Origin of the sequence: Streptomyces sp. (assembly GCF_035563135.1) — a bacterium.
In the GTDB taxonomy this organism is placed as follows: domain Bacteria; phylum Actinomycetota; class Actinomycetes; order Streptomycetales; family Streptomycetaceae; genus Streptomyces.
Genome location: NZ_DATMVN010000159.1, coordinates 1 through 13,870 on the forward strand (window position 1 = coordinate 1; position 13,870 = coordinate 13,870).

The 13,870-nt window shown below is 71.2% G+C and carries 14 protein-coding genes; 4 read left to right on the forward strand and 10 right to left on the reverse strand.

All coding sequences use genetic code 11. The annotated features are described in order from the left end of the window. Positions 1-141: 141 nt before the first annotated feature. Entirely contained in the window at positions 142-1,101 is a 960-nt protein-coding gene (locus VN520_RS06710; protein ID WP_325745921.1) for a hydrogen peroxide-inducible genes activator, read from the reverse strand. A 132-nt stretch (positions 1,102-1,233) separates the two neighbouring features. Here VN520_RS06710 and VN520_RS06715 point away from each other — a divergent pair, with 132 nt between their 5' ends. Both VN520_RS06715 and VN520_RS06720 read left to right on the forward strand, forming a co-directional pair. Further along, complete coding sequence (locus VN520_RS06715) at positions 1,234-1,788, forward strand: peroxiredoxin (protein WP_325745922.1); 555 nt, start codon at positions 1,234-1,236, stop codon at positions 1,786-1,788. An 11-nt stretch (positions 1,789-1,799) separates the two neighbouring features. After that, positions 1,800-2,336: an alkyl hydroperoxide reductase gene (locus VN520_RS06720; RefSeq protein WP_325745923.1), complete on the forward strand. Its 537-nt coding sequence runs from the start codon at positions 1,800-1,802 to the stop codon at positions 2,334-2,336. Between the two features lie 69 nt (positions 2,337-2,405). On the opposite strand, the gene VN520_RS06725 is transcribed toward VN520_RS06720, so the two are convergent. The 4 genes from VN520_RS06725 to VN520_RS06740 all read right to left on the reverse strand — a co-directional run bounded on the left by VN520_RS06725 (position 2,406) and on the right by VN520_RS06740 (position 7,489). Continuing rightward, positions 2,406-3,836, reverse strand: coding sequence for an AI-2E family transporter (locus tag VN520_RS06725; RefSeq protein ID WP_325745924.1), 1,431 nt, complete (start codon positions 3,834-3,836; stop codon positions 2,406-2,408). 130 nt (positions 3,837-3,966) lie between these two features. After that, positions 3,967-4,677, reverse strand: coding sequence for a transglycosylase SLT domain-containing protein (locus tag VN520_RS06730; protein WP_325745925.1), 711 nt, complete (start codon positions 4,675-4,677; stop codon positions 3,967-3,969). A 388-nt stretch (positions 4,678-5,065) separates the two neighbouring features. Next, positions 5,066-6,388: a PhoH family protein gene (locus VN520_RS06735; RefSeq protein WP_203182228.1), complete on the reverse strand. Its 1,323-nt coding sequence runs from the start codon at positions 6,386-6,388 to the stop codon at positions 5,066-5,068. Between the two features lie 339 nt (positions 6,389-6,727). Then, positions 6,728-7,489: an isoprenyl transferase gene (locus tag VN520_RS06740; protein WP_325745933.1), complete on the reverse strand. Its 762-nt coding sequence runs from the start codon at positions 7,487-7,489 to the stop codon at positions 6,728-6,730. A gap of 207 nt (positions 7,490-7,696) precedes the next feature. Between VN520_RS06740 and mgrA the strand changes: the two genes are divergently transcribed. Then, positions 7,697-8,734: an L-glyceraldehyde 3-phosphate reductase gene (gene mgrA, locus VN520_RS06745; protein WP_325745926.1), complete on the forward strand. Its 1,038-nt coding sequence runs from the start codon at positions 7,697-7,699 to the stop codon at positions 8,732-8,734. Between the two features lie 418 nt (positions 8,735-9,152). Here mgrA and VN520_RS06750 read toward each other — a convergent pair whose 3' ends face one another. The 3 genes from VN520_RS06750 to VN520_RS06760 form a co-directional block, all read right to left on the reverse strand. Continuing rightward, positions 9,153-9,608, reverse strand: coding sequence for a hypothetical protein (locus tag VN520_RS06750; RefSeq protein WP_325745927.1), 456 nt, complete (start codon positions 9,606-9,608; stop codon positions 9,153-9,155). Positions 9,609-9,735: 127 nt separating this feature from the next. Next, positions 9,736-10,548 (reverse strand): class I SAM-dependent methyltransferase, encoded by an 813-nt coding sequence (locus VN520_RS06755; protein ID WP_325745928.1) that lies wholly within the window; start codon positions 10,546-10,548, stop codon positions 9,736-9,738. 71 nt (positions 10,549-10,619) lie between these two features. Then, positions 10,620-11,411 carry an A24 family peptidase gene (locus VN520_RS06760; protein WP_325745929.1) on the reverse strand — a complete coding sequence of 264 codons (792 nt, stop codon included), beginning with the start codon at positions 11,409-11,411 and terminating at the stop codon, positions 10,620-10,622. 104 nt (positions 11,412-11,515) lie between these two features. Here VN520_RS06760 and VN520_RS06765 point away from each other — a divergent pair, with 104 nt between their 5' ends. Continuing rightward, positions 11,516-11,905: a DUF192 domain-containing protein gene (locus VN520_RS06765; protein ID WP_325745930.1), complete on the forward strand. Its 390-nt coding sequence runs from the start codon at positions 11,516-11,518 to the stop codon at positions 11,903-11,905. Here VN520_RS06765 and VN520_RS06770 read toward each other — a convergent pair. Together VN520_RS06770 and VN520_RS06775 are read right to left on the reverse strand one after the other, a co-directional pair. After that, positions 11,877-12,659 (reverse strand): hypothetical protein, encoded by a 783-nt coding sequence (locus VN520_RS06770; protein WP_325745931.1) that lies wholly within the window; start codon positions 12,657-12,659, stop codon positions 11,877-11,879. The two genes, VN520_RS06765 and VN520_RS06770, sit on opposite strands and share 29 nt — an antisense overlap. A gap of 84 nt (positions 12,660-12,743) precedes the next feature. Then, a partial coding sequence (locus VN520_RS06775; RefSeq protein WP_325745932.1) for a glycosyltransferase family 39 protein occupies positions 12,744-13,870 on the reverse strand: 1,127 nt, incomplete at its 5' end.

Sequence of the window (13,870 nt, forward strand, 5' to 3'; positions counted from 1 at the left end):
CGGCCGGCCCCCGAAGGCCGGACCGCCGAAGGCCGGACCGCCGAAGCCGCCGCCCGAAGCGGAGGGATGAGGCCCGTCCGAGCCCCGGCCGGGCGCGGCGCGGGGAGCCCGGGGAGACCTCGCCGGGCTCCCCGCCCCGGCTCACCCCTCTTCGGACACCCGGACCGGCAGCGTCGCCATCGCATCACGCAGGGCGGCCGCCAGCTCCTCGAACTCCTCGTGCCGCGCCGAGCCCGTCCGCACGGCCAGCGCCACCCGCCGGGAGGGCGCCGGGTCCATGAAGTAGCCGGTGGACAGCGCGTCGTTCCGTCCGGTCTCCACCGTCACCGCCGTACGCGGCAGCAGCGTCACCCCGAGCCCGCCCGCCACGAGCTGCACGAGCGTGGAGAGCCCGGCCGCGGTCGTCGTCACCGTCGCCCCCTGGGTGCGCCCCGCCTCCCGGCAGATGTCCAGCGCCTGGTCGCGCAGGCAGTGCCCCTCGTCGAGCAGCAGCAACGGCAGATCGCTCAGCGTCTCGCGCGGCAGGCCGGTGCGCCCGGCGAGCCGGTGCCCCTTTTCCATCACGAGCACGAAGTCCTCGTCGAACAGGGGCAGTTCCGTGACACCCGGCACCCCGAGCGGCACGGCGAGCAGCAGCAGGTCCAGCCGCCCGGCCGCCAGCCCGTCCAGCAGGGAGGAGGTCTGCTCCTCGTGCACCTGGAGATCCAGGTCCGGATAGCGCTCATGGACCAGCTTGAGCACGGCCGGCAGCAGGTACGGCGCGACCGTGGGGATCACGCCGAGCCTGAGCGTCCCGGTGAACGGCGCGCGCACCGCCTCGGCTTCGTCCAGCAGTTCGCCGAGCGCCTCCAGCACCGCCCGGCTCCGCACCGCGAGGCGCTCCCCCGCGGGCGTGAGCAGCACCTTGCGCGTCGTACGCTCGATGAGCTGGGCACCCAGTGCCACCTCCAGCGCGGACACCGCCCCGGAGAGCGCCGGCTGACTCATCCCGATTGAGGCCGCGGCGTCCCGGAAGTGCAGATGCTCCGCCACGGCCGTGAAGGCGCGTAGCTGCGAGAGGCTGGGCTGCTTGACCCTAATAGTCTGATTTACATACGCCACTGATAGGCACCTCCGATCATCCCGGCCGAGTGTAGCTATTTCCGTGATCAATGCACTGTGTGCCAGGGTGGTGACCGTCCACCCCCCGGGAACGCCCTCAAAAGGGGATTTCCTACGCAGCAAGGAGTGCGCGTGCTCACTGTCGGTGACAAGTTCCCCGAGTTCGACCTGACCGCTTGTGTGTCGCTGGAGAGCGGCAAGGAGTTCGAGCAGATCAACCACAAGACCTACGAGGGTCAGTGGAAGGTCATTTTCGCGTGGCCGAAGGACTTCACCTTCGTGTGCCCCACCGAGATCGCCGCCTTCGGCAAGCTGAACGACGAGTTCGCCGACCGTGACGCGCAGATCCTCGGCTTCTCCGGCGACTCCGAGTTCGTGCACCACGCCTGGCGCAAGGACCACCCGGACCTGACCGACCTGCCCTTCCCGATGCTGGCCGACTCGAAGCACGAGCTCATGCGTGACCTCGGCATCGAGGGCGAGGACGGCTTCGCCCAGCGCGCCGTCTTCATCGTCGACCAGAACAACGAGATCCAGTTCACGATGGTGACCGCCGGTTCCGTGGGCCGTAACCCCAAGGAGGTCCTGCGGGTCCTCGACGCCCTGCAGACCGACGAGCTGTGCCCCTGCAACTGGACCAAGGGTGAGAACACCCTCGACCCGGTCGCCCTCCTCTCGGGCGAGTGAGCTGATACGACATGGCACTCGACGAACTGAAGTCCGCCGTACCGGACTTCGCCAAGGACCTGAAGCTGAACCTCGGTTCGGTCATCGGTAACAGCGAGCTCCCCCAGCAGCAGCTGTGGGGCACCGTCCTGGCCTGCGCGATCGCCTCGCGTTCGCCGAAGGTGCTCCGCGAGCTGGAGCCGGAGGCCAAGGCCAACCTCTCCGCCGAGGCGTACGGCGCGGCGAAGTCGGCTGCCGCCATCATGGCGATGAACAACGTCTTCTACCGCACCCGGCACCTGCTGTCGGACCCCGAGTACGGAAACCTCCGTGCGGGTCTGCGGATGAACGTCATCGGCAAGCCGGGAGTGGAGAAGGTCGACTTCGAGCTGTGGTCGCTCGCCGTCTCCGCGATCAACGGCTGCGGCCAGTGCCTCGACTCCCACGAGCAGGTACTGCGCAAGGCCGGCGTGGACCGTGAGACCATCCAGGAAGCCGTCAAGATCGCTTCGGTGATCCAGGCGGTCGGCGTGACCCTCGAATCCGAGGCCGTGCTCGCCGAGCAGTGACCCGCAGTATCTTTGTACGAGAAGGGCCCCGTCGACGACCGACCGTCGACGGGGCCCTTCGTCGTCGTCCTACCGCTTCCGGTCGTCCGGCGGGTCCGCTCCGGCGCCCTCGCCCCGGTCGTCCCCGTCCTCGGCGACGGGACCCGGCCCGGGGTCGTCCGCCGCCGGGAGGGGCCGGGCGGCGGGCGGTTCCGCCGGAGCGGCCGAGACCGCCGTGGCGCCGTGGGGCCCGGGGCCGTGCAGCGCGGCTGTGCCCGGCCCGAACGAGCGCAGGTAGCCGACCGCCGTGTTGGTCACCGCGACCAGGGGCACGGCGACGACCGCACCGCCGATCCCGGCGACCATCCCGCCCGCCGCGACCGAGAGCACCACGGCCAGCGGGTGGACGCGTACGGCGCGGCCGAGGATGAAGGGCTGCAGGATGTGGCCCTCGATCTGCTGCACGGCGAGCACCACGATCAGCACCATCAGCGCGGTGAACACGCCATGGGTGACGAGCGCGACGACCACGGCCAGGGCGCCGGAGATCACGGCACCGACCAGGGGGATGAAGGCGAAGAGGAAGATGAAGACGGCCAGCGGGACCGCCATCGGCACATCCAGGAAGTAGATCCCGAGCCCGATGAAGATCGCGTCGATCAGCGCCACGATCACCGTGCCCCGGACATAGGCGGTCAGCGTCCGCCAGGCACGCGGTCCGGCGCCCGCCACGCCCGGCCGGGCCTGGGAGGGCACCAGCTTGAGCACCCACTGCCAGATGCGCTTCCCGTCGTAGAGCAGGAAGAGCGTCGAGAACATCGCCAGCAGCAGCCCGGTGAGGACCTCCACCATCACCGTGACGCCCTGGAGTCCGGCGGTGGTGATCTCCTCGGTGTTGGTGCCGATGGTGTCGCTGAGGTTCTTCGCGATGTCGTTGATCTGCGACTCGGTGACGTGGAAGGGGCTGTCCAGGAGCCAGCGCTTCAGCTCGTCGATGCCGTCACGGACCCGGTCCGAAAGGGTGTCGAGATTGTCCATCACCTGCCAGACGACGAACCAGCCGACGAGCCCCATGACGACGAAGCCGAGCACCGCCGTGACCGCGGTGGCCAGCCCCCGCGGCAGCCCGAGCCGCCTCAGCCGTACGACGGTCGGCTGGAGCATCGCGGTCACCAGCAGGGCGCCCACGAAGGCCAGGACGACCAGCTGCACGGCGCTGATGACCCGCATGAGCACCCAGAGCGTGCCGGCCAGGACCAGCAGCCGCCAGCCCGCCTCGGCTGCGACACGCATCCCCCAGGGGACGGCGGCCACCGGATCGGGCTTGGCCGCGACGGAAGGGGCGTAGGCGGGTGGACGCGGCACCTGTTCGGCGACGGCCGTGGAGAGTGTCGACGAAGAGACACTCACGGCATCCGCGTCGGCACGGCGCTCGTCCTCGGCGCGCCGCTCTTCCAGGCGCGCCCCGATCTCGGTCAGTTCGGCTCCCAGCCGACCGAGCCACCCCGGAAGTTTCGACATGGATTTTTTCCTTCCCCCGAACACCCCGCGCACGCCCCCGGTGCTGTCCGGAAGACCGTACACGCGAGAAGCTCCGCACCGTAGGACGGTGCGGAGCTTCCCGGAGTTGCGAGCGGAACCTCGTGAGGTTCTAGTACCAGTGGTTGGCCTGCCAGAACGACCAGGCCGCGCAGGGGCTGCCGTAGCGGTCGCTGTTCATGTAGCTGAGGCCCCACTTGATCTGGGTGGCCGGGTTGGTCTGCCAGTCGGCGCCCGCCGACGCCATCTTGGAACCCGGCAGCGCCTGCATGATGCCGTAGGCGCCGGAGGACGGGTTGGTCGCCCTGTAGTTCCAGCCCGACTCGCGCTCCACGATGTTGCTGAAGCACTGGAACTGGTCGGCCGGCATCATCGCGCGGGCCATCGCCTGGACGTCGGCCACGCTGTAGGAGCCCTGCGCCGAGAAGGAGGAGGCGTCACGGACGGAGGACCGGCTCGCACGCTCGGCCTCCTTCTTCTCCTTGGCCTCGCGCTCCGCCTCCAGCCTGTCCTCGGCCGCCTGCTTCTTCGACTTGGCGTCCTTGGCGGCCTGGAGACGGGCCGTCTCCTCGGCCGACTTCTTGGCCGCCGCGTCGGCCGCGGAGGCCTGCGCGTCGGCCTGCTGCGTCAGCGAAGCGGTCTGAACCTGGGCCTGCTGGCCCGCGGGGATGTCTGCGAGCAGCGTGGTGTCGGCTGCGGCCGCCTCGAAGTTGTTGTCGTCGGCAGCGGGAGTGCTGCCCGACGCAACGCCTACGACGGCGCCTACGGTGGTGACCGCGGTGGCTGATGCCACGGCGAACCCCCGGACCGAGATCCGGCTCACACGGTGTCCTTCCAGCATCGCCCGCTTAGGTGACCTCGCGGGCGCAATCGTGCCCCTGACACTGGCCTCCCTACTGCTTGGGTCACGGGAGGCACGGGCCCGGTGGGCGACTTCCCTGCGGAAGTGCCGCGTGGTGCTCGCGGGCGGCATACGGACGGCGATTGTTGAGTTGTGTGGTGCGGGCGCCTCTGGAGGTGCCCAAGTGCCGTATGCGGGGCCTGACGGAAGCAAGACTCTGCCGGAAGGACACGGCGCGTTGCAATTCTGTGTTGCGTGGGAAAGCTCACACCTCGTTTGGCGCACGACTTTTTCGGAAATGACAGCGCAGCACAATGCCGCCCGGCTAAGCTCCTTGGCTCGCCGGGCGGCATTTATGGGGTGTAACGGGTCAGATGTGACCGTCCTCCAGCATTTCGGTCACCAGCGCGGCGATCGGCGAGCGCTCGGAACGGGTGAGCGTGACGTGCGCGAAGAGCGGGTGTCCTTTCAACTTCTCGACCACGGCGACGACTCCGTCGTACCGGCCGACCCTGAGGTTGTCCCGCTGCGCCACGTCATGGGTGAGCACCACCCGTGAATTCGTGCCGATACGGGACAACACGGTCAGCAGGACGTTCCTTTCGAGGGACTGCGCCTCGTCCACGATCACGAACGCGTCATGGAGCGAGCGGCCCCGGATGTGGGTGAGCGGCAGGATCTCCAGCATCCCGCGTCCCAGCACCTCTTCGATGACCTCACGTCCGGCGACGGCGGACAGCGTGTCGAAGACGGCCTGCGCCCAGGGGCTCATCTTCTCGGCCTCGCTGCCGGGGAGATAGCCGAGCTCCTGGCCGCCGACCGCGTACAACGGCCGGAAGACCATCACCTTCTGGTGCTGCCGGCGCTCCAGCACGGCCTCCAGGCCCGCGCACAGGGCCAGTGCCGACTTGCCCGTGCCCGCCCGGCCGCCCATCGACACGATGCCGACGTCCGGGTCGAGGAGCAGGTCGAGCGCGATGCGCTGCTCGGCGCTGCGGCCGTGGATGCCGAAGGCCTCCCGGTCGCCGCGCACGAGACGGACGTTGCCCTCCGCCGTGACCCTGCCCAGCGCCTTGCCCCGCTCGGACTGGAGCACCAGCCCTGTGTGCACGGGGTATTCGGCGGCTTCGGGGATGTACAGGCTCTCCTCACCGAACAGCAGGTCCACCTGTTCCGCGGCGACGGGAAGCTCCGCCATGCCGGTCCAGCCGGAATCGGTGACGGCGAGTTCGGCGCGGTACTCCTCGGCGAGGAGACCTACCGACGACGCCTTGATCCGGAGCGGCAGGTCCTTGGAGACGACGGTGACGTCGTACCCCTCGGCCTGCAGATTGCGTGCGACCGCGAGGATCCGTGAGTCGTTGTCCCCCAACCGGTAGCCGGCGGGCAGGACGCCGGGGTCGGAATGGTTGAGTTCGACACGGAGCGACCCGCCCAGATCCCCGAGCGGGATCGGGGCGTCCAGCCGGCCGTACCGGACCCGGAAGTCGTCCAGCAGGCGCAGGGCCTGCCGCGCGAAGTAACCGAGCTCGGGGTGGTGCCTTTTGGCCTCCAGCTCCGTGACGACGACGATCGGCAGCACGACTTCGTGCTCGTCGAACCGGGTCATGGCTTTGGGGTCGGCCAGCAGGACGCTGGTGTCGAGAACGTAGGTGCGCCTGTCGGGCATGCGGCGCTTGGTGCTGGTCACCACGGAAGGACGTACCCCCTCGGACGAGGTCGGGGAGTGCGACGGAGGTCGCGGAACTTCCCGAAGGGAGAGGACGGACCGGGTTCGGGCCCTGTGCGCGGGCCGAACACCGGCCCTCCGCGTCGGCCGCACGGTGTGCGGTCCTTCGTGTGCAAAGGGCCTCCCGGGCGAGCGGGCTGGGTGCCGCTCATCTGGCTGCGACGTCCGCCTGGTTGCTGACCGGACGTCGACCTGAGAGCTGTATTCCCTCGAACACGCGAAGCCATGCCGCTGCCTGCGACAAGGTGGGTCCGGCCGGACCTCCCGCCCCGCGCCCGCGCCCTCCGGGAGGGCCGGGCGCCCTCAGGTCCCGTAACGCCGGTGGCGCGCCGCGTAGTCGCGCAGGGCGCGCAGGAAGTCGACCTTGCGGAAGGCCGGCCAGAAGACCTCGCAGAAGTAGTACTCCGAGTGAGCGCTCTGCCAGAGCATGAAGCCGGACAGCCGCTGCTCCCCGCTGGTGCGGATCACGAGGTCCGGGTCGGGCTGTCCGCGGGTGTAGAGGTGCTCGGAGATCAGGTCCGTGGAGACCACCTCGGCGAGCTCCTCGAAGGTGGTGCCCTTCTCGGAGTGCTCCAGGAGGAGGGAGCGGACCGCGTCCGCGATCTCCTGGCGGCCGCCGTACCCGACGGCGACGTTGACGATTATCCCTTCGACGCCCGCCGTGGCCTCCTCCGCCTCCTTGAGGACGGCCTGGGTCCGCGACGGCAGAAGGTCGAGGGTGCCGACGTGGTGGACGCGCCACCGCCCGTCGGAGGCCAGCTGGCGCACGGTGTTCTCGATGATGCCGAGCAGCGGGATGAGCTCCGCCTCCGGCCGGTCGAAATTGTCCGTGGACAGCAGCCAGAGGGTGACGACCTCGACATCGGTCTCGCTGCACCAGCCGAGCAGCTCCGAGATCTTGTCCGCCCCGGCCTGGTGTCCCTGCACGGCCGAACCGCCGGATGCCTTCGCCCACCGCCGGTTGCCGTCGAGGATGACTCCGATGTGCTTGGGCACCTGATCGTGATCCAGGCGGCCTTCCACCCGGCGTGCGTAGAGCCCGTACACCAGGTCGCGCAAGTTCACTGAGTTCACCCTCTCGGTTCCGTACGGGCCCGTGGCCCGCCCTCCCCCACGCGGGGGTCCGGGGCCGCCCCCCGGGGGGATCGCCGCGCGGTCCGCGCACCGCGCTCTCGCGCCGCGGACCGGCATGTCCCGAAGCGGCCACATTACTGCGGAGGGGTCACAGGGGCCCAACCCGGTCTGTCACAAGTCCGTGATAAGGAGTGAAACGTGACTGATTCCCTCTCCTACCTCGCCGACGAGTCGCGCTACGACTCCATGGAATACCGCCGCACCGGCCGCAGCGGGCTCAAGCTGCCCGCCGTGTCGCTCGGCCTCTGGCACAACTTCGGCGACGACCGCGCCCTGGGTTCCCAGCGGACGATCCTGCGCCGCGCCTTCGACCTCGGCGTGACCCATTTCGACCTGGCCAACAACTACGGCCCGCCGCCGGGCTCCGCCGAGCTGAACTTCGGCAAGCTCTTCCGCCAGGACTTCGCCCCGTACAGGGACGAGCTCGTCATCTCCACCAAGGCCGGCTACCGGATGCACCCGGGCCCGTACGGCGAGTGGGGTTCGCGCAAGTACCTGCTGTCCTCGCTCGACGCCTCCCTGAAGCGGATGGGCCTCGATCACGTCGACATCTTCTACTCCCACCGCTTCGACCCCGCCACCCCGCTCGAGGAGACGATGGGTGCGCTCGCCTCCGCCGTGAGCCGGGGCAAGGCGCTCTATGCGGGCGTGTCCTCCTACAACGCCGCGCAGACCGCCGAGGCGGCGCGGATCCTGGCGGAGATGGGCGTGCCCGCCCTGATCCACCAGCCGTCCTACTCGATGGTCAACCGCTGGGTGGAGGCCGACGGGCTGCTCGACACGCTGGAGACGGCCGGCATGGGCTGCATCTCCTTCGCGCCGCTCGCCCAGGGGCTGCTCACCGACAAGTACCTGACGGGCATCCCCGAGGGCTCGCGGGCCAGCCAGGGCAAGTCCCTGGACCCGGGCCTGCTCTCCGAGGAGATGGTGCGGCGCCTGCGCGGGCTGAACGACATCGCGCGGGGCCGTGGGCAGTCCCTCGCGCAGCTGGCGCTCAACTGGGTCCTGCGTGACAGCCGTATGACCTCGGCCCTGATCGGCGCGTCGAGCGTGCGGCAGCTGGAGGAGAACGTGGCCGCGCTCGCCGCTCCCGCGCTGACGGCCGCCGAGCTGGAGGAGATCGACATCTTCGCCGTGGACACCGCGAGCACCAACATCTGGGCCGACCGGGGCTGATCCCGCCGCTCCGCCGCCTGCTCCGTGTACGCCGCCCGGGGCCCGGCACCAAGCCGTCACCGGTGCTGCACACGGGCCGCACATCCGGAACACCGTCCGGGCACAAAAAACGGGCCGGTCCGTGGGGGGGGTTACGGACCGGCCCGAGGGGGGGTTTCCACCATAACCCTTCGTAAGTGCTGATGGGTGCCACGCCACGAAATAATTACTCTCCGAATTCGGTGGACTGCGCTGCGGGCACGCTTCCGGGCGCCTGGAGGAGTGGGTCACGCGCAGGGCGGGGTGGAGTGGGGCGGGGCGGGGCGGGCTGGGACGGGGGCTGGGGTCAGCAGGACGGGGCCGGGGCCCGGCCGGGCTCAGCAGGACGGGGCTGGGGCCCGGCCGGGCTCAGCAGGACGGGGCTGGGGCCCGGTCGGACTCAGCAGGGCACGAAGCGGATCGCCACCGTGTCGCCTCCGATGACCACGAAGTCACCGTTCTCGCACCGGAACACCGCCTCGCGCACCTCACCGTGCTCGTCGCGCCGCTCCTGCGTGCCGGTGACCGTCCAGGCCCCGCCGTACGGAGGGGGCGGCAGCCGGCTCAGCTGCTCGAACTGCCACTGGCCCGCGGGCACGCACCAGTCGGGAAGGCCGGGCCAGGCGCCCGGGGTGATGCTCAGCGTGTGGTCGGAGGCGCAGGTCAGCAGGACCGACTGCCCGCCCTCCAGCACGAATTCGACGGCTTCCGGCTCCCCCGCGCGGCCCTCGGGCCGGTAGAACAGGCCGTGGACGGCGGTGACCCGCGCGCCCGTGAGCCAGTCGGCCTTCCCGTGCCGCGGCCGGCCCGCCGACGGGCCGGTCTCTCCACCCGGCGTTTCCCTTCCCACCGACATGACCTGCTCCTTCGTTGTGCGCTCAACTACCAGGGTCGCACTACTCATGGGTAGGACGGAGGAACAGGTGCTGCCGTTGCACCTGCGGCCCGTGAAGCCGCCCTCAGCGTAGGTCCGTCGGTGGTTGTCACGGCTTGTGCGCCTCGATCAGGAAACGGGAACTGTGCGCGACGAACGGCCCTTGCTCCTCGATCTGCCGGTGGAGGGACCGAAGTCGGGGCAGGTAGGCGCCGACGGTGAATCCCGGCACCATCCAGATGACCTTGCGCAGGAAGTGGACGACGGCGCCGATGTCGAGGAATTCGACGCGCAGCCGCTCGGCACGCAGGTCCGTCACCTCCAGCCCGGCGGCCTCCGCGTCCGCCCTCGCACGCTGCGGGTCCCTGGCGGCGCGCTGCTCGGAGGACAGCGGCCCCAGGAAGTACTCGATGAGCTCGAACACGCTTTCCCGGCCGACCTGCTGGGAGAAGTACGTGCCTCCGGGGGCCAGCACCCGGGCGATCTCCTCCCACCAGGTCGTCACCGGATGCCGGCTGACGACCAGGTCGAAGGCGCCGTCGGCGAAGGGCAGCGGCGGCTCGTCGGAGTCCGCGACGACGACGGCGCCGCGCGGGTGGAGCAGGGCCGTGGCGCGGGCGACGTTCGGCGGCCAGGACTCGGTGGCCACGGTGAGCGGCGCCAGCACCGGCGCGGAGGCGAGCACCTCCCCTCCCCCGGTCTGGATGTCGAGCGCGGCCCCGGCCCGTGCCAGCCGGCCCGCCATGGCGCGTGCGTACCCCCAGGAGGGACGCTCCTCGGTCGCCCGCCCGTCGAACCACGAGAAGTCCCAGCCGTCGACGGAGACGGCGCCGGCCTCCGCGACGAGGGCGTCGAAGCGGGCGTCGGAAGCGACGAAAGCGTCGGAGGCGGAAGGGACGAAGGGAGTGGACGATCCGGTCATACGGGGAGGGTGTCAGGCCGCCACGGTCCGGCGCGACCCCATATTCCGTACGTTCGTTCGTCGGGTGAAGATCAGGCGGCGAGGCCCCCGAACACCAGACCGACCAGCGCTCCCGTGATCATGAACGGGCCGAACGGGATGCCCGTCTTGCGTCCGGCGCGCCGCGCCAGCATCAGCCCCGCCCCGTACAGCGCGCCGAACAGGAACCCGGCGAAGCCGCCCGCGAAGAGGACCGCCCAGCCGTACCAGCCGAGCGCCACGCCCAGCGCGAGGGCGAGTTTCACGTCGCCGAAGCCCATGCCGTTCGGGTTGATCAGGAAGAGCAGGAAGTAGAAGCCGCCGAGCGCCGCTCCCCCCAGCAGCGCGGAGGTCCAGGACCCGCCGTGCTCGGGCAGCAGGGCCGCGCCCCCCAGGAGCACGGCGGTGGCGCAGGCGAGGGGCAGCGTCAGCGTGTCGGGGAGCCGGTGGACGCGGCGGTCGATGACGGCGAGGAGCACCGCGACGGGCGCCAGCAGCAGCCAGACGACGGCCTCGGGCCGGGCCCCCGTGGCGGCGGCGAGGGCCGTACAGGCGAGCGCCGTGACCGACGGGACGACGACGGCGGGGGCGTAGCGGCCCCGCCCGGCCGACGCGGGGGCCTCGGGGGCCGCGCCTCCCGGGAGCGAGGGGACGGCCACGGCGCACACCGCGCACCTGGCCGAACCGAGCCAGCCCCGGGCCGGGCCGGTGAGCGCGTGCCCGGCCGGGCAGGTGTCCCTCCAGGGCTCCTCGGGCTCGACGGAGAAGCGGTAGGCGGCACGCGGGAGCAGCAGTCCGGCGGCGGCGCCCCAGAGCGCGGCGACCGCAATCAGTGTGGCGTCCACGGATCCGACCCTAATCCGGTCCGTGCGGCGGGTCTTGGGCCCTGGGGCCCATCGCGGGCCGTTCGGGGCCCACCCGGCGGCCGGGAGGTCTACGGTCGAGTCCCATGGGGAAATGGCGTGACGGCAGCGGAACACTGACGGTCGGGACGGACTCCGGGGTGCGGGAGGTGCCGCTGCGCATCGCCGCCTCGTACCGGGCGCGGGCGCGTGGGCTGCTCGGCGTGGACGGCGTGGAAGGTGCGCTGCTGATCACGCCGTGCGGGAGCGTGCACACCTTCCGGATGCGGTTCACCATCGATGTGGCGTACCTGGACCGCTCGTTCAACGTCCTGGCGGTCCGCACGATGAAGCCCGGCCGGCTCGGCCTGCCCAGGCTCCGTGCCCGCCATGTGGTGGAGTCGGAGGCCGGGGCGATGGAGCGGTGGGGCCTGCGGCCCGGGACACGGGTACGGGTCTCCGTACCCGTCACGGAAGTTTCGCCGCCTGTGCGGTGACGAGTGCGGCCGGTACCTCCGGTGTCCTCGCCGTCAGGAAGTCGGCCGCGTAGAAGGTGACGACCGTCGAGCCGGTCCGTACGAGGTGGAAGACGAGCGGGACCCTGGCTCCCGCCAGGCTGCCCGTCACCTGGTAGGCGAACGACTCCTGACCGGCCTCGGCTGCGGGCAGCGTCCTGACCTCGGTGTAGGTGGACGGCCCGTCCTCGCTCGTCGTGCGGAACCCGTCGGCGCAGTCCCGCACCGCGTCACGGACCGAGCGCAGCAGTTCCTCGGCCCCGCCCTTCGGGTGCGAGGTGAGGATCTCGGTGACCACGGTCTGGTCGTCCTTGCCCTCCTCCGCCGTGTCCGTCGCCGTACGGAAGACGGTGGCGGCCGGGGCGGGTTCGGGTGAGCCGTTGATGATCGCGGCGATCGGCCGGCAGGCCTCGTCCTCGGGCTCCTCGGTGCCGCGTTCGTCGGTGCCCTCCAGGGGGGCGATGGCGTAGCCCGGCACCTCGTCCGTGGTGAGGACCACCTTCGCGAGCTCGGCCTCGGTGAGGGTCCTGCCGTGGCTGGTGGGCATGGGGGCGGGAGCGGAACCGGCTCCGGGTGCGGCGGCGGTGGATTCCGCGCCGGAGCCGGCGGCCGGGGTCTGTGAGGCGGTGGCCTTCCCACCGGCGCCCTTGCCCCCGCCGTCGTCCGGCCCGCAGCCGGCGGCCGCCAGGCAGAGGACGAGCGTGCCCGCCGCCACGACAGTGGTCCGTACCTTCATCGCTCACCGCTCCTGACCCGCTGTGCACTGGATCAGCACGCTAACAACCGGGGTGCGCCCGGCGCGTGGGCCCGTGGGCCCAACTCACGGCGGCCCCGGCCCCAGCAGCGTCCACGCCCCGTACGCCGCCGAGCCGACGGCGAGCACGGCGACGACCGTACCTGCGCGTACCGTCGTACGCAGCCCCGCCAGCGCGACGGCCGGGGGCAGGAGCAGGGGGAACGCGGGCATCATCAGGCGCGGACGGGAACCGAAGTACCCGGAGCCGATGAGCGAGATGACGACGACGGCGATGCCGTACACCAGCACGGGGAGCGGCTGCCGCTGCCGCACGCACAGGTACACCAGCCATCCCAGCAGCCCCAGCGCGGCGCAGAGCCCGAGCGCGGCGGGAAACGGCAGCCCGGCGATGAAGGCGGCCAGCGCCCTGCCCCCGTCGATGCTGTTGCCCCACTGCGCCTGGACATCGAAGTACGCGAACGGGCTGCCCTCCCGTACGGCGACGAACACCACGTAGGCCAGCCATCCCAGCGGTGCCAGGCAGACCCCCAGCAGCATGCGCGCGTTGCGGCCGGCCGGATCCCGCCGATCCCCCGCCCGCCACTGGCGTACGAGGACGGCGGCGGCGGTGAGCGCGAGTGCCGCGATGAGCGCGGCCGCCGAGGGCCGCGTCAGCCCGGCGAGCACGCACAGCGCGCCGGCGACGATCCAGCGGTCTCTGAGGACGGCGTACAGGGACCAGGCGGCGAGCGCGGTGAACAGGGTCTCGGTGTACGCCATCGACTGCACGAACGCCGTCGGGTACGCCCCCCACAGCGCGGCCAGCACCACGCCGGCCCGCCGCCCGTACAACCGCGCGCCCACGGCGAAGATCCCCCAGGCGGCGAGGAGCCCCGCCAGCCAGGCGACGGCGATCCCGGCGCCCTGCACGGTGAACGGGGTGACCGCGGCGAGAGCGCGTTCCATGGCCGGCAGGAGCGGGAAGAACGCCAGGTCGGGGTGGACTGTGCCGTCGGGGAGGGTGACGGTGTAGCCGTAGCCGTCCTCGGCGATCCGCTGGTACCAGACGGAGTCCCAGCGCCCGCCCAGCAGGTGCAGGGCGTCCTTCCCGGCGGCCGGCGCCGACACCAGGAGCACGAGGAGCCCGACGGCCCTGACCGCCGCGTAGGCGCCCAGCGCGGGGACGGCGGCGGTGAGCAGGGCCAGGGCGC

Bases quoted from the DNA above. Each gene is read 5' to 3' on its own strand.
- VN520_RS06720 (WP_325745923.1), top strand. From the start codon at position 1,800: ATGGCACTCGACGAACTGAAGTCCGCCGTACCGGACTTCGCCAAGGAC.
- VN520_RS06725 (WP_325745924.1), bottom strand. From the start codon at position 3,836: ATGTCGAAACTTCCGGGGTGGCTCGGTCGGCTGGGAGCCGAACTGACC.
- VN520_RS06750 (WP_325745927.1), bottom strand. From the start codon at position 9,608: ATGTCGGTGGGAAGGGAAACGCCGGGTGGAGAGACCGGCCCGTCGGCG.
- VN520_RS06755 (WP_325745928.1), bottom strand. From the start codon at position 10,548: ATGACCGGATCGTCCACTCCCTTCGTCCCTTCCGCCTCCGACGCTTTC.
- VN520_RS06765 (WP_325745930.1), top strand. From the start codon at position 11,516: ATGGGGAAATGGCGTGACGGCAGCGGAACACTGACGGTCGGGACGGAC.
- VN520_RS06770 (WP_325745931.1), bottom strand. From the start codon at position 12,659: ATGAAGGTACGGACCACTGTCGTGGCGGCGGGCACGCTCGTCCTCTGC.